21 protein-coding genes are annotated in these 20,954 nt (G+C 69.1%); 18 read left to right on the top strand and 3 right to left on the bottom strand.

The features are described 5' to 3' along the window. The first annotated feature begins 258 nt into the window (after positions 1-258). The 3 genes from QR64_RS25865 to QR64_RS12585 all read left to right on the top strand — a co-directional run bounded on the left by QR64_RS25865 (position 259) and on the right by QR64_RS12585 (position 2,597). Positions 259-360: a 30S ribosomal protein bS22 gene (locus QR64_RS25865; protein WP_003402602.1), complete on the top strand. Its 102-nt coding sequence runs from the start codon at positions 259-261 to the stop codon at positions 358-360. 225 nt (positions 361-585) lie between these two features. Next, on the top strand, positions 586-1,617 hold the full coding sequence (locus QR64_RS12590; RefSeq protein WP_039585395.1) for an NAD-dependent epimerase/dehydratase family protein: 1,032 nt from the start codon (positions 586-588) through the stop codon (positions 1,615-1,617). Beyond that, positions 1,614-2,597, top strand: a complete 984-nt coding sequence (locus tag QR64_RS12585) for a lysophospholipid acyltransferase family protein (RefSeq protein ID WP_006552343.1) — start codon at positions 1,614-1,616, stop codon at positions 2,595-2,597. Before QR64_RS12590 ends, QR64_RS12585 begins: the two co-directional genes overlap by 4 nt. A gap of 12 nt (positions 2,598-2,609) precedes the next feature. Here the strand turns inward: QR64_RS12585 and QR64_RS12580 are convergent, their stop codons facing one another. Beyond that, positions 2,610-3,566: an HAD family hydrolase gene (locus QR64_RS12580; RefSeq protein WP_006552341.1), complete on the bottom strand. Its 957-nt coding sequence runs from the start codon at positions 3,564-3,566 to the stop codon at positions 2,610-2,612. 242 nt (positions 3,567-3,808) lie between these two features. Between QR64_RS12580 and QR64_RS12575 the strand changes: the two genes are divergently transcribed. The 8 genes from QR64_RS12575 (at position 3,809) to QR64_RS12535 (ending at position 11,523) form a co-directional block, all read left to right on the top strand. Continuing rightward, the gene (locus tag QR64_RS12575) at positions 3,809-4,099 is read left to right on the top strand and encodes a glutaredoxin family protein (RefSeq protein WP_006552340.1); all 291 of its coding nucleotides are present in this window, start codon (positions 3,809-3,811) and stop codon (positions 4,097-4,099) included. 159 nt (positions 4,100-4,258) lie between these two features. Next, positions 4,259-5,128 carry a redox-sensing transcriptional repressor Rex gene (locus QR64_RS12570; protein WP_019291201.1) on the top strand — a complete coding sequence of 290 codons (870 nt, stop codon included), beginning with the start codon at positions 4,259-4,261 and terminating at the stop codon, positions 5,126-5,128. Continuing rightward, positions 5,125-6,546 (top strand): glutamyl-tRNA reductase, encoded by a 1,422-nt coding sequence (locus QR64_RS12565; RefSeq protein WP_024101721.1) that lies wholly within the window; start codon positions 5,125-5,127, stop codon positions 6,544-6,546. Before QR64_RS12570 ends, QR64_RS12565 begins: the two co-directional genes overlap by 4 nt. Further along, positions 6,543-7,553 (top strand): hydroxymethylbilane synthase, encoded by a 1,011-nt coding sequence (gene hemC / locus QR64_RS12560; RefSeq protein WP_006552338.1) that lies wholly within the window; start codon positions 6,543-6,545, stop codon positions 7,551-7,553. The genes QR64_RS12565 and hemC overlap by 4 nt, the downstream gene beginning before the upstream one ends. Before the next feature lie 63 nt (positions 7,554-7,616). Then, a complete protein-coding gene (locus tag QR64_RS12555; protein WP_033096113.1) occupies positions 7,617-9,182 on the top strand; it encodes a uroporphyrinogen-III synthase in 1,566 nt (521 codons plus the stop codon). 78 nt (positions 9,183-9,260) lie between these two features. Further along, a complete protein-coding gene (hemB, locus tag QR64_RS12550) occupies positions 9,261-10,238 on the top strand; it encodes a porphobilinogen synthase (RefSeq protein WP_006552336.1) in 978 nt (325 codons plus the stop codon). Positions 10,239-10,345: 107 nt separating this feature from the next. Beyond that, on the top strand, positions 10,346-10,768 hold the full coding sequence (locus tag QR64_RS12545) for a hypothetical protein (RefSeq protein WP_228044622.1): 423 nt from the start codon (positions 10,346-10,348) through the stop codon (positions 10,766-10,768). Positions 10,769-11,034: 266 nt separating this feature from the next. Beyond that, positions 11,035-11,523, top strand: coding sequence for a hypothetical protein (locus QR64_RS12535; RefSeq protein WP_006552334.1), 489 nt, complete (start codon positions 11,035-11,037; stop codon positions 11,521-11,523). On the opposite strand, the gene QR64_RS12530 is transcribed toward QR64_RS12535, so the two are convergent. After that, positions 11,505-13,451 carry an acyl-CoA dehydrogenase gene (locus QR64_RS12530; RefSeq protein WP_019291205.1) on the bottom strand — a complete coding sequence of 649 codons (1,947 nt, stop codon included), beginning with the start codon at positions 13,449-13,451 and terminating at the stop codon, positions 11,505-11,507. The two genes, QR64_RS12535 and QR64_RS12530, sit on opposite strands and share 19 nt — an antisense overlap. Positions 13,452-13,577: 126 nt before the next feature. Here QR64_RS12530 and hemL point away from each other — a divergent pair, with 126 nt between their 5' ends. The 7 genes from hemL (at position 13,578) to QR64_RS12495 (ending at position 20,702) form a co-directional block, all read left to right on the top strand. After that, positions 13,578-14,903, top strand: coding sequence for a glutamate-1-semialdehyde 2,1-aminomutase (gene hemL, locus QR64_RS12525; RefSeq protein WP_039585394.1), 1,326 nt, complete (start codon positions 13,578-13,580; stop codon positions 14,901-14,903). 61 nt (positions 14,904-14,964) lie between these two features. Continuing rightward, positions 14,965-15,615, top strand: a complete 651-nt coding sequence (locus QR64_RS12520) for a histidine phosphatase family protein (RefSeq protein WP_006552331.1) — start codon at positions 14,965-14,967, stop codon at positions 15,613-15,615. Then, on the top strand, positions 15,612-16,217 hold the full coding sequence (locus tag QR64_RS12515; RefSeq protein ID WP_006552330.1) for a TlpA disulfide reductase family protein: 606 nt from the start codon (positions 15,612-15,614) through the stop codon (positions 16,215-16,217). The genes QR64_RS12520 and QR64_RS12515 overlap by 4 nt, the downstream gene beginning before the upstream one ends. A gap of 2 nt (positions 16,218-16,219) precedes the next feature. Beyond that, the gene (locus tag QR64_RS12510; RefSeq protein WP_006552329.1) at positions 16,220-17,038 is read left to right on the top strand and encodes a cytochrome c biogenesis CcdA family protein; all 819 of its coding nucleotides are present in this window, start codon (positions 16,220-16,222) and stop codon (positions 17,036-17,038) included. Then, entirely contained in the window at positions 17,035-18,702 is a 1,668-nt protein-coding gene (locus QR64_RS12505; protein ID WP_019291208.1) for a cytochrome c biogenesis protein ResB, read from the top strand. Before QR64_RS12510 ends, QR64_RS12505 begins: the two co-directional genes overlap by 4 nt. Beyond that, positions 18,702-19,685 carry a c-type cytochrome biogenesis protein CcsB gene (gene ccsB, locus QR64_RS12500; RefSeq protein WP_006552326.1) on the top strand — a complete coding sequence of 328 codons (984 nt, stop codon included), beginning with the start codon at positions 18,702-18,704 and terminating at the stop codon, positions 19,683-19,685. Before QR64_RS12505 ends, ccsB begins: the two co-directional genes overlap by 1 nt. Before the next feature lie 51 nt (positions 19,686-19,736). After that, complete coding sequence (locus tag QR64_RS12495; protein ID WP_039585392.1) at positions 19,737-20,702, top strand: MinD/ParA family protein; 966 nt, start codon at positions 19,737-19,739, stop codon at positions 20,700-20,702. 26 nt (positions 20,703-20,728) lie between these two features. Here QR64_RS12495 and QR64_RS12490 read toward each other — a convergent pair whose 3' ends face one another. Further along, positions 20,729-20,929, bottom strand: a complete 201-nt coding sequence (locus tag QR64_RS12490) for a hypothetical protein (RefSeq protein ID WP_024101710.1) — start codon at positions 20,927-20,929, stop codon at positions 20,729-20,731. Positions 20,930-20,954: the final 25 nt, after the last annotated feature.

Genomic DNA, 20,954 nt, shown 5'->3' with positions numbered 1-20,954 from the left:
GTCGGACAGGGACGATCGGCGCATCGTCGGGGACGACGGTACGACGAACGGATCCGGTGCGCGAGGGAAGTCGCGTTCCGGGACGGACCTCGGTTTCACGCCGGGTGGGCCGCCCCGGTAGGATTGCTTGTCGTCGTACCGGCCAGCCGGTGTCGTGAGGCGCTGTTACTCGTCGCCACGAGGCCCAGCGTCGACATACATCAGGCGTACGTCACCGGCGTGCGCAGGAACGCTACAAGGAACGTGAGGGATGCCCACATGGGATCTGTGATCAAGAAGCGCCGTAAGCGCATGTCGAAGAAGAAGCACCGCAAGCTGCTCCGCCGCACCCGAGTGCAGCGTCGTAAACTCGGCAAGTAAGCCCTGCGCCTATCCGATGCCCGTCACCTTCCATGGTGGCGGGCATCGTTCGTCTGTGCATCCCGGTACACGAAAGTTCACCCACGAGTCGTGCGATGGCGGCGAAGTGGCCGTATTGTGGGACGGCATACCGCGTCGGGGCGAATGTGACCGATGACGCGTGTGGGGCAGCAGGGGGTTTCACGAGTGGTTTCGCAGGGGCACGAAGTGGCACGTCCACGAGTCGTGCTGGTCACCGGAGCAAGTCGGTTCCTGGGTGGTTTCCTCGTCACCAGGCTCGCCCAGAATCCCGACATCGAGCGGGTGATCGGCGTCGACACCCAGTCGCCGTCGAAGGACATGCTCCGGCGCATGGGGCGGGCCGAGTTCGTGCTCGCCGACATCCGCAACCCACTCATCGGCAAGATCATCCGCAACATGGACGTCGACACTGTCGTCCACGCGTCCGCCGTCACGAAGGCCCCGAAGTCCGGGAGCCGCACGGCGATGAAGGACATGAACGTCCTCGGCGCGATGCAGCTGTTCGCGGTGTGCCAGAAGGCACCCTCGGTGCGCAGGATCGTGCTGCGCTCGTCGTCCGTCCTCTACGGATCGAGTGCCAAGGACCCCGCGAAGTTCACCGAGGAGATGAGCGCCCGCCGCCGGCCCACGGGCGCCTTCGCCCGCGACATGATAGAGGTCGAGGGATATCTGCGCGGCGTCGCCCGGCGGCGCAGCGACATCGCGACCACCATCCTCCGGTTCGCACCCACCGTCGGGAACCGGCTGCCCGGCTCGGTGTCGAGCTATCTCACCTCCCCGCTCGTCCCCAACGTGCTCGGCCGCGACGCGCGACTACAGTTGCTGCACGAGGAGGACGCGCTCGGTGCGCTCGAACACGCGGTCGTCGCCGGACCGTCAGGGACGTACAACATCGCCGGTGAGGGGATCGTCACGATGACCCAGGCCGTGCGCCGGGCCGGTGGCGTCACCGTGCCGATGCCCTACGCGCTGTTCCGCACGGTCGGGCACGCACTCATGGGTTCCGTGATGAACTCCTTCACCAAAGAAGAACTCGACTATTTCCATTTCGGATGCGGACTCGACACCACGCGCATGCGCAACGAGTTCGGATTCGAACCACGCTGGACCACGAGAGAAGCGCTCGACGATTTCGCCCGGGGCCTCGCCCTCGCCCGCATCGTGAAGACCGAATGGGTGGACAAGGCCGAGTCGATGGCGCTCTCCGTGCTCGGAGAGACGAGGGAGACGCGATGACGGAGGTCGCGAAGGTCATCCCGTTGCACGCCGGCAACCGCCGTCCCGGCGAACGGGTCACACGCACACCCCATCCGTCGATGGGGCCACCGCCCACCCCCGAGCAGGTGAACCGCACCGATCGATTCCTCGACGACCTGCGCGGCACGCTCGCACAACAGGTCACCGCCACCGCCGAGTTCGTGCGCCGCCGGATGACCGGCGACTACGAAGTCGACGACTTCGGCTTCGACCCGCACTTCACCGAGAACGTCGTCCTGCCGGTGCTGCGACCCCTGTTCGACAAGTGGTTCCGCGTCGAGGTCCGCGGCGTCGAGAACATCCCCGCCGAGGGCAGCGCACTCGTCGTCGCCAACCACGCCGGCACGCTCCCCGTCGACGCACTGATGACCTCCGTCGCCGTGCACGACCACGCGGATCGTCACCTGCGGATGCTCGCCGCCGATCTCGCCTTCGGTATGCCCGTGGTGGGGACGGTGACGCGCAAGGCCGGCCACACCCTCGCGTGCCATCCCGACGCCGAACGACTCCTCCGGCAGGACCAGGTGGTCGCGGTCTTCCCCGAGGGGTACAAGGGACTCGGCAAGCCGTTCAAGGAGCGTTACAAACTGCAGCGGTTCGGCCGCGGCGGTTTCGTGTCGGCGGCCCTGCGCACCCAGGCGCCCATCGTGCCGTGCTCGATCGTCGGCTCCGAGGAGATCTACCCGAACATCGCCGACCTCACCTCGCTCGCGCGCCTGCTCGGCCTGCCCTACTTCCCGATCACCCCGCTGTTCCCGGCGCTCGGCCCGCTCGGGATCGTGCCGCTGCCGTCGAAGTGGTACATCGAGTTCGGCACACCGATCGTCACCGACGTGTACGACGAGGCCTCGGCGGAGGATCCGATGGTGTTGTTCGAGGTCACCGACCACGTGCGCGAGACGATCCAGCAGACCCTCTACAAACTGCTCACGCGCCGGCGGAACGTCTTCCTCGGCTGAGCACCTCGAAAATCAAGCCGCTCGGTCGCGGCGGCGACCCACGAGGACCGCGACAGCACCACCCGCGGCACCGAGACCGAGCGCCGTCGGCACCCCGACCTTCGCGGCCTTGCGCGCCGTCCGGAAGTCGCGGATCTCCCACCCGCGTGTGCGAGCGACCTGCCGTAGATCCGGATCGGGATTGATCGCGACGGCCGTGCCGACCACCGAGAGCATCGGCACGTCGTTGTGGCTGTCCGAATAAGCCGTGCAGCGCTTGAGATTCAGACCCTCACGGATCGCGAGGGCCCGCACCGCGTGCGCCTTGCCGAGACCGTGCAGGATGTCGCCGACGAGACGGCCCGTGAAGACGCCGTCCTTCGACTCGGCGACGGTGCCGAGCGCACCGGTCAGGCCGAGGCGTTCGGCGATGACGTCGGCCAGTTCGACCGGCGTCGCGGTCACGAGCCACACCTGCTGGCCCGCGTCCAGGTGCATCTGCGCGAGCGCGCGGGTGCCCGGCCAGATCTTGTCGGCGATGATGTCGTCGTAGATCTCCTCGCCGAGCCGGCGCAGTTCCTCCGTGGAGCGGCCCTGCACGAACGACAGCGCCTTGTCGCGACCGGACGCGACGTCGTTCATGTTCTCCTTGCCCGTCAGGCGGAACTTGACCTGCTGCCAGGCGAACTCGAACAGGTCGGACTTGTCGAAGTAGTTCCGGGCGACGAGGCCGCGGGCGAAGTGGATGATCGACGCGCCCTGCACCATCGTGTTGTCGACGTCGAAGAACGCCGCCGCGGTCAGATCGCGCGGGACGGGAGCGGTATCGGGGGAGGGCTCGGGTTCGACGCGGGATTCCTGCAACGCGAGGGCGGCATCGGCGCTCGCCTCACCTGCGAGATTGGCGCGGACCTCTTCCTCGCTGGGTCCGAATTTGCGAGAGAAGAGCCGACGTCCGGGACGGATGATGCTCGCCCACGTCTCACCCATGCCCCATCCGTAGGGAAACGAACGTCCTGGCACTCGCACCTCCGGTGTCGTAACGGGCGGGGCTGTCGAAACGGGCGGGCCCCGTGTGACCCCTGCACTTCCGGGCGCCGCACATATGGCGACCGCATGCACGGGCGACCCGCGCCAAGCCTAGCCCGCGACACCGCCCCTCACCGGGAGGCCGTCGCCCCCGTGACGGGGTGTGACGTTCATCTCGACAGGTCGTGCCGCACAGTGGAGGCATGAGTGAGCAATCGTCATCGGCAACGAGCGGCTCCGCGAGCCGTCATCACCTGACCCTTCTCGTGCGCGCCGGGTGCGGTGCGTGCGGTCCTGCGCGCGAGCAGCTCGAGGCGCTCGCGGAGGAGCTCGGCGTCGAGGTCACCTGCATCGACGTGGATGTCGCTGCCGCAACCGATCCCGATCTGAGGGCCGAATTCGGGGACCGTCTGCCCGTCGTTCTGCTCGACGGACGCGAGCACAGCTACTGGGAGGTCGACGAGCCGCGACTGCGCGCAGATCTCGCTCGGTGAGTCGGCAGGTCCTCGTCGTACAGCAGGTGGGAAGCACATTCGGGGTGCTTCGAGCAACTTTGTGCATGGCTTCACAAGCGGTTACCGTGGTGTGAACGAATTCCCGGATCACCGTGAGGCCAGGCGTGTATCCACCGGCCGGACGAGGAGCCACGTACCGTGACGCAGTTGCACCCACCGCAGGGCGAGGACGCTCGCGGCACCGCCGAGTCCGGCGAGGGTGCCACTCCCACTCCTCCGGTCCGCGATATCCCACAGGCTACTGTGACGCGTCTCGCGACCTACCTCCGGGTCCTCGGTGCGTTCGCCGAAGCGGGCACTCTCATCGTCTCCAGTGAGGAACTCGCGGCCGCCGCCGGGGTCGGTTCGGCCAAACTGCGCAAGGATCTGTCCTTCCTCGGACCCAACGGAGTGCGCGGCGTCGGCTACGACGTCCTGCGCCTCCAGTCCCGCATCGAAGCAGCTCTCGGACTCGACCGGGGCCATCGCGTCGTGCTCGTCGGAGTTGGCAGCCTCGGCCGCGCCCTCGCCCGGTATCCGGGCTTCGACCGCCGCGGTTTCACGATGGCCGGACTCTTCGATTCCGATCCCGACGTGGTGGGCACACGTGTGGGCGATCTCGTCGTGCGTCACGTCGACGATCTCGAGAACGGAGCCCATGAACTCGGCGCGACCATCGGTGTCGTCGCCACCCCCGACGAGGCAGCACAGCAGGTGTGCGATCGGCTCGTGCTCGCAGGAGTGCGCAGCATCCTGAGCTTCGCTCCCGTCGAACTCGATGTCCCCGACCACGTCGAGATCCGACGCGTCGATCTGTCCGTCGAGATGCAGGTCCTGTCCTTCAACAGCACCCGCAACGGGGAGACCCCCCGGGCCGCGACCGCTGACGTTCGTCCTGCTGCCGGCGACGTACGCCCCGCCGGCATACCGCGGGTGTCCACCCGAAGCTCTGCTCGGCGTACCACAACAGGAAAGGCGGGTCCGATGGGCTCGGCCGCGACCAGAAACGGATCGGTGATCGCACCGTGAGTGTTCTCCTCGTCGGGATATCGCATAGGAGCGCACCGGTCCCGGTGCTCGAGAAGGTGGCGGTCACGGACACCGACCGCCCCAAGCTCACCGACAAGATGCTGGCGTCGGACAAGATCTCCGAAGCGATGATCGTCTCCACCTGCAACCGGGTGGAGATCTACGCGGTGGTCGACGCCTTCCACGGCGCGCTCGCCGCGGTCAGCGAACTGCTCGCCGAGCACTCGGGTCTGCCCGTCACCGAACTGCACAAGCACGCCTACGTCCGCTACAGCGAGGCCGCTGCCGAACACCTGTTCTCCGTCGCCAGCGGGCTCGACTCGATGGTCGTGGGGGAGCAGCAGATCCTCGGCCAGATCCGCACCGCCTACGCCGCCGCCGACGCTCAGCAGGCCGCCGGCCGCACCCTGCACGAACTCGCCCAGCAGGCGCTGCGCGTCGGCAAGCGGGTGCACTCGGAGACCGGCATCGACGCCGCCGGTGCATCCGTCGTGTCGGTCGCGCTCGACAAGGCCTCGAACTTCCTCGGAGGCGCCCTGAAGGGCCGCACCGCCGCGGTGATCGGTGCCGGCGCCATGGGTGGTCTCGCCGTCGCGCATCTCGTCCGGGCCGAGGTCGGCTCGATCGTCGTCGCCAACCGCACCCGCGACCGTGCCGAGCGACTCGCCGAGACCGCACAGGCCGCCGGTGTCGACGCCGAGGTCGTCGGATTCGACGATCTCGCGACCGCACTGAGCCGCGCCGACGTCGCCGTCACCTGCACCGGAGCCGTGGGCGCCGTCGTCACGCTCGCCGACGCGCACCGCGCACTCGCGCAGCCCGGCCGCGGCGAACGCCCCCTCGCGATCTGCGATCTCGGTCTGCCGCGCGACGTCGACACCGCCGTGGCCGGTCTTCCCGGTGTGCAGGTCTTCGACATGGAGTCGCTGCAGCGCGACCCGTCGGCCGGCGCCGCCGCGACCGACGCGGAGGCCGCCCGCACGATCGTCGCCGCCGAGCTGTCGCAGTACCTCACCGCGCAGCGACTCGCCGAGGTCACCCCCACCGTGACGGCACTGCGTCAGCGCGCCGCCGAAGTGGTCGAGGGCGAACTGATGCGCCTCGAATCGCGACTGCCCGATCTCGACGACGGCCAGCGCGGCGAGGTCGCCCGCACCGTGCGCCGGGTCGTCGACAAGCTCCTCCACGCACCGACGGTGCGCGTCAAGCAGCTCGCGTCGACGCCGGGAGGCGACCAGTACGCCGAGGCCCTGCGCGAGCTGTTCGAGCTGCGCCCGGGCTCGGTCGAGGCGGTCGCGACACCCACCAAGGATCTGAACTCGCTGACCGATCCCACCCTCTCGGGGGATCTGTCCGCCGCACTCGACCCCGCTGTCACCACCGAACTCCAGGCCTCACGAAAGGACGGCACCGCATGAGCACCGAAGCCGCATCGGTTTCCCGCGACGATGTTGCTCGGCAGGATCGTCCCCTGCGGATCGGTACCCGCGGCAGCGTGCTCGCCACGACCCAGGCCGGTACCGTGCGCGACGCACTGATTGCCGCCGGTCGCCCGGCAGAGCTCGTCATCATCACCACCAAGGGCGATGTGACGCCCGGCCCGGTGCAGCGCATCGGCGTCGGCGTGTTCACCGCCGAGCTGCGCGAGGCGCTGCTCGCAGGTGAGGTCGACGTCGCCGTGCACTCCTACAAGGACCTGCCGACCTTCCAGGATCCGCGCCTCGTCGTCGCGGCCGTCCCCGAGCGGGAGGACCCGCGCGACGCGCTCGTCGCCCGCGACGGACTCGTCCTCGGCGAGCTGCCGCCCGGCTCCAAGGTCGGTACCTCGGCGCCGCGCCGGCGGGCACAACTCGCTGCGCTCGGCCTGGGACTGCAGATCGAACCGCTGCGCGGCAACATCGACACCCGCATCGGCAAGGTCGACTCCGGCGAACTCGACGCGATCGTCATCGCGCGTGCCGGACTGTCGCGGATCGGACGCCTGGACCGGGTCACCGAGTCCCTCGAACCGGTACAGATGCTGCCCGCGCCGTCGCAGGGTGCGCTCGCCGTGGAGTGCCGGTCGGACGATCCCGAGATGATCGAGCTGCTCGCCGGACTCGACCATGCGCCGAGCCGCGCCGCAGTCGTCGCGGAGCGCTCGCTGCTCGCCGAACTCGAAGCCGGATGCACCGCACCGGTGGGGGCGATCGCCGAGGTCGTCGAATCGCTCGACGACGACGGCCGGGTGATCGAGGAACTGTCGGTGCGCGGATGCGCCGCCGCCATGGACGGATCGGATGTGCTGCGAGCGAGCGCGGTGGGGGCGCCGGAGAAGGCCGAGGAACTCGGTCGCCGTGTCGCCCGCGAACTGCTCGACCTCGGTGCGCGCGAGCTCATGGTCGAGCACGGGGTCCTCCCCGAGACGAGACCTGCCGATGATTGACACAGCCGGCACCGTCACCCGATTTGCCCTTACCGCTGATTTGACCGCACTGGAGAATGACCGATGAGCCGAGTCCGTAAGCACAACCCCGGGCGCATCCTGTTCGTGGGATCGGGCCCGGGCGATCCTGCGCTGCTCACCGTGCGCGCGCGTGACGTGCTGGCGGGCGCCACGATCGCCTTCACCGACCCCGATGTAGACAAGGGTGTCGTGGCCCTCGTCGGTGTCGACCACGGCACCGACCCGGAGACCGGTGAGCCCGTCGCCGAGGTCCGTCCCGCGCTCGGCGAGCCCGCCGAGGTCGCCAAGACGCTCGTCGCCGAGGCGAAGGCCGGTCGCGACGTGGTGCGCCTCGTCGCGGGCGACCCGCTCACCACCGACTCGGTGATCGCCGAGGTCAACGCCGTCGCCCGCACCCAGGTGGTCTTCGAGGTCCTGCCGGGCCTGCCCGCCGGATCGTCCGTGCCGAGCTACGCCGGTATGGCGCTCGGCTCGTGCCACACCGAGGTCGACGTGCGCGGAGAGGTCGACTGGGCCGCGCTCGCCGCCGCCCCCGGCCCCCTCGTCCTCCATGCGACCTCCGGCCACCTCGCCGAGACCGCCAGCGCGCTGGTCGAACACGGCCTGGCGCCGCAGACCCCCGCCGCGATCACCGTGCGCGGCACCACCCGTCAGCAGCGCACCGTCGAGGCCACCCTCGCGACCCTGAACGACGCGGGTTCCGAGCTCGTCGGACCGCTCGTCGTCACCGTCGGCAAGGTCGTCTCGCACCGCAACAAGATGTCGTGGTGGGAGTCGCGCGCCCTGTACGGCTGGACCGTGCTCGTGCCCCGCACCAAGGATCAGGCCGGCGAGATGAGCGAGCGGCTCGTCACGCACGGCGCGATCCCGATGGAGGTGCCGACCATCGCGGTCGAGCCGCCGCGCAGTCCCGCGCAGATGGAACGTGCGGTCAAGGGCCTGGTCGACGGTCGCTACCAGTGGGTGGTGTTCACTTCCACCAACGCGGTGCGTGCGGTGTGGGAGAAGTTCGAGGCGTTCGGTCTCGACGCGCGCGCGTTCTCCGGCGTCAAGATCGCGTGCGTCGGTGAGGCCACCGCTGCGAAGGTGCGCTCGGTCGGCATCATCCCCGAGCTCGTGCCCAGCGGCGAACAGTCCAGCCTCGGCCTGCTCGCCGAGTTCGCCCCGTACGACGACGTCTTCGATCCGGTCAACCGGGTGCTGCTGCCGCGCGCCGACATCGCCACCGAGACCCTCGCCGAGGGTCTGCGCGAGCGCGGCTGGGAGATCGACGACGTCACCGCCTACCGCACCGTGCGTGCCGCTCCGCCGCCGGCCGCGACCCGCGAGATGATCAAGACCGGTGGTTTCGACGCGGTGTGCTTCACCTCGTCGTCGACGGTCCGCAATCTCGTGGGTATCGCCGGCAAGCCGCACGCCCGCACGATCGTCGCGTGTATCGGCCCGAAGACGGCCGAGACGGCGATCGAGTTCGGCCTGCGGGTGGACGTGCAGCCCGAGACCGCGCAGATCGGGCCCCTGGTCGACGCGCTCGCCGAGCACGCGGCCCGGCTCCGCGCGGAAGGCGCACTGCCTCCGCCGCGGAAGAAGTCCCGCGCCCGCCGCTGATCTCTGGTGATCCGANCGCGGTCCCGGTAGTCGCCACTACCGGGGCCGCGCACGACCCGTATGGAAGGTGTTCTCCCCATGTTTCCCGACATCCGTCCCCGCCGGCTGCGCAGCACACCCGCCATCCGACGGCTCGTGGCAGAAACCTCCCTCGAACCCCGCCACCTCGTGCTCCCGATGTTCGTGGCCGACGGCCTCGACGAGCCGCGCGAGATCGCGTCGATGCCCGGGGTGTACCAGCACACCGCCGATTCGCTGCGCAAGGCCGCGGCCGCGGCCGTGTCCGCCGGTGTCGGCGGCCTGATGCTCTTCGGTGTGCCCAGCCCCGAGGACAAGGACGCCCGTGGTTCCGCGGCGAGCGATCCCGGCGGTGTGCTCAACCGCGCGCTGCGGTCGCTGCGCAGCGAACTCGGCGACTCCACGGTGATCATGGCCGACACCTGCCTCGACGAGTTCACCGATCACGGCCACTGCGGTGTGCTCACCGACACCGGCGTCGTCGACAACGACGCGACCCTCGAGCGTTACGCCGAGATGGCCGTCGCGCAGGCCGAGGCCGGGGCGCACCTGCTCGGCCCGAGCGGCATGATGGACGGCCAGATCGGTTTCATCCGGTCCGCGTTGGACGAGGCCGGGCACACCGAGGTCGGTCAGCTCGCCTACTCCGCGAAATACGCCTCGGCGTTCTACGGTCCCTTCCGCGACGCCGTCGGCTCGTCCCTCGAGGGAGATCGCCGCACCTACCAGCAGGATCCGGCGAACCGTCGCGAGTCGCTGCACGAGGTGGACCTCGACCTCGCCGAGGGCGCCGACATGGTGATGGTCAAGCCGGCGATGTCGTATCTCGACGTGCTGCGCGAGGTCGCCGACCGCTCGCCCGTCCCGGTGGCCGCCTACCAGATCTCGGGGGAGTACTCGATGATCACCGCGGCCGCGCAGAAGGGCTGGATCGATCGCGATGCGGCGATCCTCGAATCGCTGGTCGGCATCCGGCGGGCCGGTGCGGACGTCGTCCTCACCTACTGGGCCGCCGAGGTCGCGGGTCGCCTGTCATGAGCTTCCCCGCACCTCCTGTCGGGCCCGGCCCCGCGGCGAATCGTCCCGTTCCCGGAGACGTCACGACGGCCCACCAATTGTGGTGCGGGGTACTCGCTCTCGCCGTCGTGAGTTTGGCGGCAAGTCTCGCCGATCTGCTGAGTCGACGCGAGGAACTGCTCGACCTCATGACCACGATGGCCGCCGAGCAGGCCATCGAGGGCGTCACCACGGAGCAACTCGAGTCGGCGGTCCCGCTGCTGGTCGCGCTGACCGCCGGCATCGGCCTGGTGATCGTCGGACTGCTGTATCTGGTAGTCAGGCAGCTGTTGAAGGCCAAGAACTGGGCCCGGATGCTGCTGACCCTGCTCGGGGTGTTCATGTCGCTGTCGACCCTGCCCACCGTCTTCGGTGTGGGCGTCGGGGAGGGCGGCGCGGGCTGGATACTCGGTGTGGTGGGCATTCTGCAAGCCGTCGCGACCGTCGGAGCGATCGTGCTGATGCACCGGCGGGATGCCAACCGCTTCTTCCTGCGACTGCCGGAAGAATAGACGTACCACTCGGTTTCGTCCGGCGCGACCGAAGAGTACGGTGGGCTCACCATGTGGGCCGCACGGCCCTTTCCGTCGAGCGAAAAGGACGTCATGCAGGTGGAACCGCGGCCCTATGGGCGCCGTCGCGAATTGGTGTTGATCGCTCTCATCGCCCTCCTCGGACTGGTGACCACCGTGCTGCTGGTGATCCCCGGCGCGTTCGCCGCTTGACCGACCCGACGGCCCCAGATCCGGCGACCCCTGATCCGGCAACCCCTGATCCGATGGGCACCGACCCGGCCGGGCCGCTGTTCCACGAACCCGGAGCGCGCTGGCGCACGGTCGCCATCGGCCCGCTGGTCTGCGTCGTGGCCCTCGTCGTCGAACTGTTCACCGGCCCCGTCGTGCACTGGGTCGCGCTGCCGATCATCGCGATCGTGCTCGCCGGCTTTTCCTACGTGATGGTCGTGGCTGCTCGTCGGCACGTCAGCGTCGAGCTCACCTCCACGGTCCTGCGGCAGGGCACCGAGGAACTGCCGGTCGCCGAGATCGAGGCGGTGCTGCCGCCGCCACCGGACGACCGGCGCGATCCGGAACGCTGGGAGACCGCCCGGAGCCTCGGCGAACTGGCGGATGTGCCGCGCGGCCGCAAGCCCGTCGGACTGCGGCTCATCGGAGGAACGTTCGTGCGGGCGTGGGCGAAGGACGCCGACGAGCTGCGAGCACGGCTCGGCGAGCTCGTCGGCGAACCCGGTCAGACTGCGACGTCCTGAGGTGGGACGACCGCTCCCTCACGGTCGAGCATGGCCGAGCCGAGCAGGTAGTCGGGCACACCCAACCCGTCCACGAGCGTCAACGCGTGCGGACGCAGGCTGCGGCACCGCTCGTTGATCCCGCGTGTGACGGCCTTGGCGCGTTCGACCGACAGCAGGCGGTGCTCCATGAACCACGCCTTGTCCTCGTCGATGATCGTCAGTGCGTAGAGATCGCACAGCTCCGACAGCAGGTCGCGGGCGGTCTCGTCCTTGCAGTCCTCGATCGCGGCGACGAACGCCTCGAGCACGACCCGGTCGATGTGCGCGCGGGCGGCGTGCAGAACGTGGTCCTGCACGAAGTTGAAGGCGTCGAACGGGTTGTCCTCACGCTTCATCGCGGCCTGCAGGCGCCGGGCCGCAGTGGACAGCAGGTACTGCTCACGGTCCTCGAACATCGTCACCTGGGTGCCGCGGTCGAAGAGGCTGCCGTCCTCCTCGTTGTCCTGGCGGGTGTCGACGATTGTCTGGATGATCTGCTGCGCCGCGGTGCGCTTCTTGACGATGTCGGAGATGGTGGTCGCGGCGAAGCGCATCCACTCCACCGGGCTCATGCCCTGCACCTCGTCGGCGTAGGCCGTGAGCAGTTCCTTCGCGACCAGCTGGGTCAGGACGTGGTTGTCGCCCTCGAAGGTCGTGAACACGTCCACGTCCGCGCGCAGCGCCGTCAGCCGGTTCTCGGCCATGTAGCCGGCACCACCGCACGCCTCGCGGCACTCCTGTATCGCCCGCGACGCGTGCCAGGTGTTGGCGGCCTTGAGGCCGGCCGCGCGACCCTCGAGTTCGCGCTGTTCCTGCGCGTCGAGTTCCTGCAACGACGTCGACTGCAGCCGGTGCATCGTCGTGAGCAGCTCGTTCTGGGCGAAGCCGAGCGCGTACGAGCGGGCGATCAGCGGGAGCAGGCGCCGCTGGTGGACGAGATAGTCCATGATCGGCACCTCGCCGTCGCGCCCGGGGGCGTCGAACTGGCGACGCTTCTCGGCGTAGCGGGTGGCGATGCTCAGCGCGACCCGCGCCGCCGCACCCGCCGAGCCGCCGACGGTGATGCGCCCGCGGACCAGCGTGCCGAGCATCGTGAAGAACCGTCGGCTCGGGTTGTCGATGTCGGAGGCGTAGGTGCCGTCCGGTTCGACGTCCGCGTACTTGTTGAGCAGGTTCTCCCGGGGGATGCGCACCTGGTCGAAGACGATGCGGCCGTTGTCGACACCCGGCAGGCCGCCCTTGTAACCGCAGTCGGAGGTCGTCACACCCGGCAGGTCGTTGCCGTCCTCGTCGCGGATCGGGACGACGAAACAGTGCACACCGTGCGTCTCACCCTGCGTGACGAGCTGCGCGAAGACGGCCGCGAACCGGGCGTGTTGCGCCGCGCCACCGATGTAGTCCTTGCGGGACGACGGGGTGGGGGAGTGGATCACGAACTCCTGGGTGTCCGGATCATAGGTCGCCGTGGTCTCGAGCGACTGCACGTCGCTGCCGTGGCCCGTCTCGGTCATCGCGAAGCAGCCGAGCACGTCGAGGTCGATGAGCTGCTTGACGTACTTCTCGTGGTGCCGCTCGGTGCCGAGGTTCTCGATGGCACCGCCGAACAGGCCCCACTGCACGCCCGCCTTGACCATCAGCGACAGGTCGGACATCGCGAGCATCTCGATGGATGCGACCGCGCCGCCCGCGTCGCCCGTGCCGCCGGACTCGACGGAGAAGCCCGCCGCGGCATAGCCGTGTTCGGCGAGGATGCGCATCTGCTCAAGCGTGATGGCGCGCGCCTTGTCGGTCTCGGGGGTGTAGTGCGGTGCGAACTTCTCGTGCGCGAGATCCTTGCGTGCGCGTTCGCGTGCTTCGTGCCACGCACCGTCGAGTGCGATGCGCAGGTGTTCGGCTGTCGTCGGCATGCCTCAGACGATAGGTGCGACAAGTCACTCACGGTGTCCCTTTTTCCTGGTAAGGGAGAAAAAACACATGAGGTTTGAGGACCACTGTTTTTGGCAAATCCCGCGAAACTACGGACACTGGAAGTCGTGACTGCGACCCCCGATGCTTCGTCCACCCACGACACTCGATCCGCCGCACTCTTCCACCGGGCATCGAAGGTGACACCGGGGGGCGTCAACTCTCCGGTCCGCGCGTTCGGATCGGTCGGCGGCAATCCTCCTTTCTTCGCATCGGGATCGGGTCCGCTGCTCACCGACGTCGACGGAAAAACCTACGTCGACCTGGTGTGTTCTTGGGGCCCGATGATTCTCGGGCACGCGCATCCGGCGGTCGTCGAGGCCGTCCGATCCACCGCGCCGGCGGGTCTGTCGTTCGGTGCCCCCACCGAGGGTGAGGTCGAACTCGCCGAGGAGATCGTCGCCCGCATCGCACCCGTCGAGCAGGTCCGGCTCGTCAACTCCGGCACCGAGGCGACGATGAGCGCCGTCCGTCTCGCGCGCGGATTCACCGGACGGTCGAAGATCGTGAAGTTCGCGGGTTGTTATCACGGTCACGTCGACGCGCTGCTCGCCGACGCCGGTTCCGGCCTCGCCACCTTCGGTCTGCCCACCTCGCCCGGCGTCACGGGCGCCCAGGCGGGCGACACCATCGTCGTCCCCTACAACGACCTCGCCGCCGTGCGCGCCGCCTTCGAGGCGAACCCCGGTGAGATCGCCGCGGTCATCACCGAGGCCGCCGCCGGCAACATGGGCACCGTCCCGCCGGTGTCCGGCTTCAACGAGGGCCTGCGCGAGCTCACCCGTGAGCACGGCGCGCTGCTGATCATGGACGAGGTGATGACCGGCTTCCGCGCGAGCCCGACCGGCTGGCACGGCATGGACGGTGTCTCCGGCGACCTGATGACCTTCGGCAAGGTCATGAGCGGAGGTCTGCCCGCCGCGGCCTTCGGTGGCCGCGCCGACGTCATGGCCCATCTCGCCCCGAGCGGACCGGTCTACCAGGCCGGCACCCTGTCCGGTAATCCCGTCGCCGTGGCCGCCGGTCTCGCGAGCCTGCGTGCCGCCGACGCCGAGGTCTACGCCAACCTGGACCGCAACTCCGAGACCCTCGGGCGTCTGCTGGGGGAGGCACTCGCCGCCGAAGGGGTGCCGCACCGCGTCCAGAATGCCGGCACGCTGCTGAGCGTCTTCTTCACCGATGAGCCGGTGACGAACTACGAGCAGGCCAAGGCCGCGCAGACCTGGCGCTTCCCGGCCTTCTTCCACGCGCTGCTCGAGCGCGGCGTCTATGCACCCCCGAGTGCCTTCGAGACGTGGTTCGTCTCGTCCGCGCTCGACGACGACGCGTTCTCGCGGGTCGCCGACGCGCTGCCGCACGCCGCGCGCGCGGCCGCCGCGGCGACCGCGCCGTAGCACCGCTCTCCTGCCTGCCCAGCCCGATCCGCCCCTCCCACACCCCTCGAGGAACATCGACGTGACCGACGCCGCCCCGTCCGAGACCCGCACGATCGTGCACGTGCTCCGCCACGGAGAGGTCCACAACCCCTCCGGAATCCTCTACGGCCGCCTGTCCGGCTTCAAGCTGTCGGTGACCGGTGAGGCCCAGGCACGTGCGGTCGCGGCGTCGCTCGCCGACCACGACATCGCACACGTGGTCGCGTCCCCGCTCGAACGGGCCCAGCAGACCGCCGCCCCGATCGCGGAGAAGCACGGACTGCAGATCCGCACCGACGAGAACCTCATCGAGGCGGCCAACGACTTCGAGGGCTTGAAGGTCTCGGTCGGCGACGGTGCGCTCAGCCGCCCGCGCCACTGGTGGAAGCTGCGCGATCCGTTCACCCCTTCCTGGGGCGAGCCCTACCTGCAGATCGCCCACCGCATGCTCGCCGCCGTCCACGCGGCCCGCGTGGCCGCGGTGGGGCGGGAAGCGGTGTGCGTGAGCCACCAACTCCCGGTGTGGACGCTGCGCCGCTTCCTCGAGGGCGAGCGACTGTGGCACGACCCGCGTCGCCGCCAGTGCAGCCTCGCCTCGCTGACCTCCCTGGTCTACGAGGGTGACACCCTCGTCGACCTGGTCTACTCCGAGCCGGCCGGCGCCTCCGACCCGAACGTCCACGGCGCATGAGAAAGGTGTTCCGGGCGACGGTCGCCGCGATCTGCGGTGCCGTCCTTCTCACCTCCTGCGCCACCGGGGACGACGCCGTCGCCACCGGGGGAACGTTCGACTTCGTCTCGCCCGGCGGGCAGACCCGCATCTTCTACGACCCCCCGGCCGACCGGGGCACCCTCGGTGAGCTCACCGGCGAGGACCTCATGAACGAGGGCGAGACCATCTCCCTCGACGACTACGAGGGCCAGGTCGTCGTGCTCAACGTGTGGGGCCAGTGGTGCGCGCCGTGCCGCAGCGAAGCCGACGATCTCGAGGAGGTCTACGAGGCCACCAAAGATCTCGGGGTGCAGTTCCTCGGCATCAACGTCCGCGACAATCAGCGCGACAAGGCCCAGGACTTCGTCACCGACCAGCGGATCGGCTACCCGTCGATCTACGACCCGCCGATGCGGTCGCTGCTCGCCCTCGGCCGCAACTACCCGACCTCGGTCGTGCCGACGACGGTCGTCCTCGACCGTGAGCACCGCGTGGCTGCGGTCTACCTGACCGAACTGCTCGCCGAGGACCTGCAACCGGTCGTCGAACGGGTCGCGGCGGAACCGGATTCGGAGCAGTAACAGTGATCCTTGCGTCGGGTGTCGGGGAGACCTTCCAGAACGCGGCCCTGTCGGGTCCGCTGCTGCTGGCGATGGGCGCGTGCCTGCTCGCCGGTCTCGTCTCCTTCGCATCGCCGTGCGTCGTGCCGCTCGTTCCCGGCTATCTGTCCTACCTCGCCGGAGTGGTGGGAGCCGAAGCCCCCGCCGTCACCGCCGAGCAGGCCGGTGCCCGCACCACGACCGTCCGCAGCGACGGCCGCCTCCGGGTGGCCGGCGCCGCCGGGCTGTTCGTCCTCGGATTCACCGTGGTGTTCGTCCTCGCGACGGCCTCGGTGTTCGGGGCGATCTCCGCGCTCGCCGTCAACCGCGAACTGCTCATGCGGATCGGTGGTGTCGTCACCATCGTGATGGGTCTGGTCTTCATCGGTCTCATCCCAGTCCTGCAGCGCGACACGCGTCCGGCGCCCCGGCGCATCTCGAACCTTGCGGGAGCCCCGCTGCTCGGCGCGGTGTTCGCGCTCGGGTGGACCCCGTGCCTCGGTCCCACCCTCGCCGGCGTCATCTCGCTCGCGGCGGGCACCGAGGGCACCACCGCGGCACGCGGGGTGACGCTGATCGTCGCCTACTGCCTCGGCCTCGGGTTGCCGTTCGTCGTGCTCGCGCTCGGTTCGGCGCGGGCGCTGCGCGGGGTGGGCTGGCTGCGCACCCACGCGCGGACCGTGCAAATCGTCGGTGGCCTGATGCTCATGGCCGTCGGCATCGCTCTCGTCACCGGTGCGTGGGACCTGTTCGTGTCCTGGGTCCGTGACTCGTTCATCTCGGAAGTGACTCTGCCCGTATGACCGCGACACACACCCCGACCCCCGCACCGCAGCCGTCGCCTCCGCCGCGACAGGCCGCGTTCGGACGTGCCACGGCCTTCGTGCGGAACACCTGGCGCGGCCTGACGTCGATGCGGACCGCGCTGGTCCTGCTGTTCCTGCTCGCGCTCGCCGCGATCCCGGGCGCACTCCTGCCGCAGCGCAGCCTCAACACCCAGAAGGTCGACGAGTACATCGCGGCCCGGCCGACGCTCGGACCGATCATGGACCGCTTCGAGCTGTTCGACGTCTTCGGAAGCTTCTGGTTCACCGCCGTCTACGTGCTGCTGTTCGTCTCGCTGGTCGGCTGCATCCTGCCGCGCTGCGTCGAGCACTTCCACGCCCTGCGCACCCCGCCGGTCGCCGCGCCGCGCAACCTGCAGCGCCTGCCGCACCACACACAGACGATGGTGGCCGAGGCCCCCGCCGACGCCCTCGACCGGATCCAGAAAGAGCTGCGCGGTTGGAAGGTCGTGCGCCGCGAGGGCGGTGCCCGCGGGCGTGACGGCGAGGTGACCCTGTCCGCCGAGAAGGGTTATCTGCGCGAGGCCGGCAACCTGGTCTTCCACATCTCCCTCGTCGGGCTGCTCGTCGCCGTCGCCGCCGGCAAGCTCTTCGGTTACGAGGGGCAGCGCATCCTCGTCGCGAACGGTGAGGAGTTCTGCACCACCTCGCCCGCCTCCTTCGACTCGTTCCGCGCCGGCAGCACGCTCGACGGCACCGGTCTGAACCCCATGTGCGTGCGGGTGAACACCTTCGTCGCCGACTATCTCGACAACGGCCAGGCCGAGATGTTCACCTCCGACATCGAGTACCAGTACGGCGACGACCTCGTCACGAACACCTGGCGCGACGCGCAATTAAAGGTCAACCATCCGCTGCGGGTCGGCAGCGACCGCGTGTACCTACAGGGTCACGGTTACGCCCCGACCTTCACGGTCACCTGGCCGAACGGCGAGACCCGCACCGAAACGATGCAGTGGGCGCCCGACGACGCGACGACCTTCCTCAGCAGCGGCGCCATGCGCTTCGACCCGCCCGGTGGCATGTACCCCGACGCCGACGAGCGCCGGAAGAACCAGATCGCGATCGAGGGACTGTTCGCGCCGACGGCGTCCTTCCACGGCACGCTGCTCACATCGATCTTCCCCGCCCTGACGGACCCGGCTGTCGCCATCGACATCTACAAGGGCGACTCCGGTCTCGACACCGGCAACCCGCAGTCGCTGTTCTCGCTCAACAAGGAACTGATCAATCAGGGACGCCTCGTGAAGCAGGATCGTGTCAACCTGCGTCCGGGGGAGAGCGTGACGCTCGCCGACGGCACCGAGGTGCGATTCGACAAGGCCACCGACTTCGTCAACCTGCAGGTCTCCCACGACCCGGCTCAGCAGTGGGTGCTGGTCGCGGCGATCTTCATGATGGGCGGACTGCTCGTGTCGCTGCTGGTCAAACGACGCAGAGTGTGGGCACGCGCGTACCCGGACGGTACAGTGAGCGACGGCGAACGACGGACCGTAGTAGAGCTCGGCGGTCTCGCACGAACCGATCAGGCCGGATGGGGAGACGAGTTCGACCGACTGGTCGAGCGCCTTCTCGGCGACGATGCACCCTCCGCCCCGGCGGCACAGGAGAAGAAGAACTGATGACAGAGAACGACACCCTCGCGCAGTACAGCGACTGGGCCTTCGAATCGGCGTTCGCGGTGCTCGTGCTGGCTCTGCTGCTGCTCATCGCCGAGTACGCGACCCACCGGGCCGACGTCGTGGCGGAGCGGGAACGCGAACTCGTGGCCGCCGGAAGGCAGCAGGCCCCCGCCGAGCGCGCGACCGGGCCGGGACGGATCGACCAGACGCCGAAGCGCACCGTGTCGCAGCGTCTCGGCAACATGGGACGCGCGCTCGTCGTCGTGGTCGCGGGCCTGCAGCTCGCCTCGATCGTCCTGCGTGGGCTGGCCACCGAGCGGTTCCCGCTCGGCAACATGTACGAGTTCGTCTCGATGGCGTGCACCGCCGCGGTGATCTTCGGGCTGATCGTCCTCCGCAAGCCGGCCTACCGGATCATGTGGGTGTACCTGGTGGTCCCCGTATTGATCCTCATGTTCCTCGCGGCGACGGTGTTGTATGCCGACGCCGCTCCCGTGGTGCCGGCCCTCCGATCGTTCTGGCTGCCGATCCACGTGACGATCATCAGCGTCGGCAGCGGCATCTTCCTCGTCTCGGGTGTCGCGAGCGTGCTGTTCCTGCTGCGCATCCGCTTCCCGAAGGGCGAGGAGCGCAGCGGTGTGTTCGCGGCGATCGCCGAGCGGCTGCCCGACGCGCAGACCCTCGACCGGCTCGCCTACCGCACGACGATCATCGGCTTCCCGCTGTTCGGCGCCGGCATCATCCTCGGGGCAATCTGGGCCGAGGCGGCGTGGGGACGCTTCTGGGGCTGGGACCCGAAGGAGACGGTCTCGTTCATCTCGTGGGTCATCTACGCCGCCTATCTGCACGCGCGTGCGACCTCCGGCTGGCGGAACACCCGCGCAGCGTGGATCAACATCGTCGGCTTCGTCACGGTGCTGTTCAACCTGTTCATCATCAACATGGTCGTGTCGGGCCTGCACTCGTACGCCGGGCTCAACTGAGGCTGCTATCGTCGCGCCGTCGTCCGTGACAGTCGACGGGGGGAGAACGCGGTGAATGGGGCCGGTAACGGGTCGTCGGGGCTCGACGGACACGCATTGGACGCGACGGCGCTGGACTCGTCGCTACTTGTACGTCCGGTCGCCGCGCCGCCGCGGAAGGGCTGGCGGCGGGTCGTCTACCGGGCGACCGGTGGTCGCGTGCACGTGGGGGAGAGTTCCCGGCAGCAACGCAAGGAGGAATCGGCCGAGCGGGTGCGTGCACCGCTGCACGGCTGCCATCGGATCGCCCTGCTGAGTCTCAAGGGCGGGGTGGGCAAGACGACCACCACGGTCACGCTCGGCTCGACCTTCGCGGAGCTGCGTGGCGATCGGATCGTCGCGGTCGATGCGAATCCGGACCGCGGGACGTTGAGTCAGAAGGTGGCCGAACAGACGCCGGCCACGGTGCGCACGCTGCTGCGCGATCAGTCGCTGCTCGAGACATATGCGGACGTGCGCGCCTACACCTCGCAGAACACGCATCGTCTCGAGGTGCTCGCCTCGGACACCGATCCGGCGGTCTCGGAGGCCTTCAGCGCCGACGACTACGAACGGACGTTGGGTCTTCTCGAGCGGTTCTACAGCGTCGTGCTCACGGATTGCGGGACCGGGCTCATGCACTCCGCTATGACCGCGATCCTCGAGAACGCCGACACGCTGGTCGTCATCAGTTCCGGTTCGGTGGACGGCGCTCGCAGCGCGTCGGCCACGCTCGACTGGCTCGACGCGCACGGCTATCGCGAACTCGTCGAGCGGTCGGTGGCCGTCGTCAACGCGGTGCGGCCGAGGTCGGGCAAGGTCGACCTCGACCTCGTGGTGCGACACTTCGAACAGCGGTGCCGCGCGGTCCACGTCCTGCCTTTCGATCCCCACCTCGAAGAAGGGGCGGAGATCGACCTGGACCGGTTGCAGTCGGGTACGCGGCGCGCCCTGCTCGGACTCGCCGCGGATATCACCGACGGTTTCGCCGCGCGGTGACAGACCGCTCGGCGTAACGCGAACGGTCAGTCGCCCCGCTCCTGATCGGACTCGCCGGTGCCGTCGCCACTCCGGCGGCGGTGCACCTCGCGATCGACCTTCCACAGGAAGTCGGGATCGTCGTCAGGCCCCATCACGCGGGACGGCGGACGAGATGTGGGACCGTACGCCTTCCACAGCAGGACGGCGAGTGTCACCGCACCGATGAGTGCCAACAGATAGAGCACGTTGCACCTCCTGACCGTGGTGGTG

This window comes from Rhodococcus sp. Chr-9 (assembly GCF_000801125.1).
Taxonomy (GTDB): Bacteria; Actinomycetota; Actinomycetes; order Mycobacteriales; family Mycobacteriaceae; genus Rhodococcus; species Rhodococcus pyridinivorans.
Note: the sequence above shows the minus strand (reverse complement) of the source record. Positions and strands in the feature narration are given on the sequence as shown.

Coding starts and splice junctions, on each gene's coding strand:
- hemB (WP_006552336.1), top strand. CDS start 9,261: ATGTTTCCCGACATCCGTCCCCGCCGGCTGCGCAGCACACCCGCCATC.
- QR64_RS12555 (WP_033096113.1), top strand. CDS start 7,617: ATGAGCCGAGTCCGTAAGCACAACCCCGGGCGCATCCTGTTCGTGGGA.
- QR64_RS12535 (WP_006552334.1), top strand. CDS start 11,035: ATGGGCACCGACCCGGCCGGGCCGCTGTTCCACGAACCCGGAGCGCGC.
- ccsB (WP_006552326.1), top strand. CDS start 18,702: ATGACAGAGAACGACACCCTCGCGCAGTACAGCGACTGGGCCTTCGAA.
- QR64_RS12530 (WP_019291205.1), bottom strand. CDS start 13,451: ATGCCGACGACAGCCGAACACCTGCGCATCGCACTCGACGGTGCGTGG.
- QR64_RS12585 (WP_006552343.1), top strand. CDS start 1,614: ATGACGGAGGTCGCGAAGGTCATCCCGTTGCACGCCGGCAACCGCCGT.
- QR64_RS12575 (WP_006552340.1), top strand. CDS start 3,809: ATGAGTGAGCAATCGTCATCGGCAACGAGCGGCTCCGCGAGCCGTCAT.
- QR64_RS12515 (WP_006552330.1), top strand. CDS start 15,612: ATGAGAAAGGTGTTCCGGGCGACGGTCGCCGCGATCTGCGGTGCCGTC.
- QR64_RS12505 (WP_019291208.1), top strand. CDS start 17,035: ATGACCGCGACACACACCCCGACCCCCGCACCGCAGCCGTCGCCTCCG.
- hemC (WP_006552338.1), top strand. CDS start 6,543: ATGAGCACCGAAGCCGCATCGGTTTCCCGCGACGATGTTGCTCGGCAG.
- QR64_RS12580 (WP_006552341.1), bottom strand. CDS start 3,566: ATGGGTGAGACGTGGGCGAGCATCATCCGTCCCGGACGTCGGCTCTTC.
- QR64_RS25865 (WP_003402602.1), top strand. CDS start 259: ATGGGATCTGTGATCAAGAAGCGCCGTAAGCGCATGTCGAAGAAGAAG.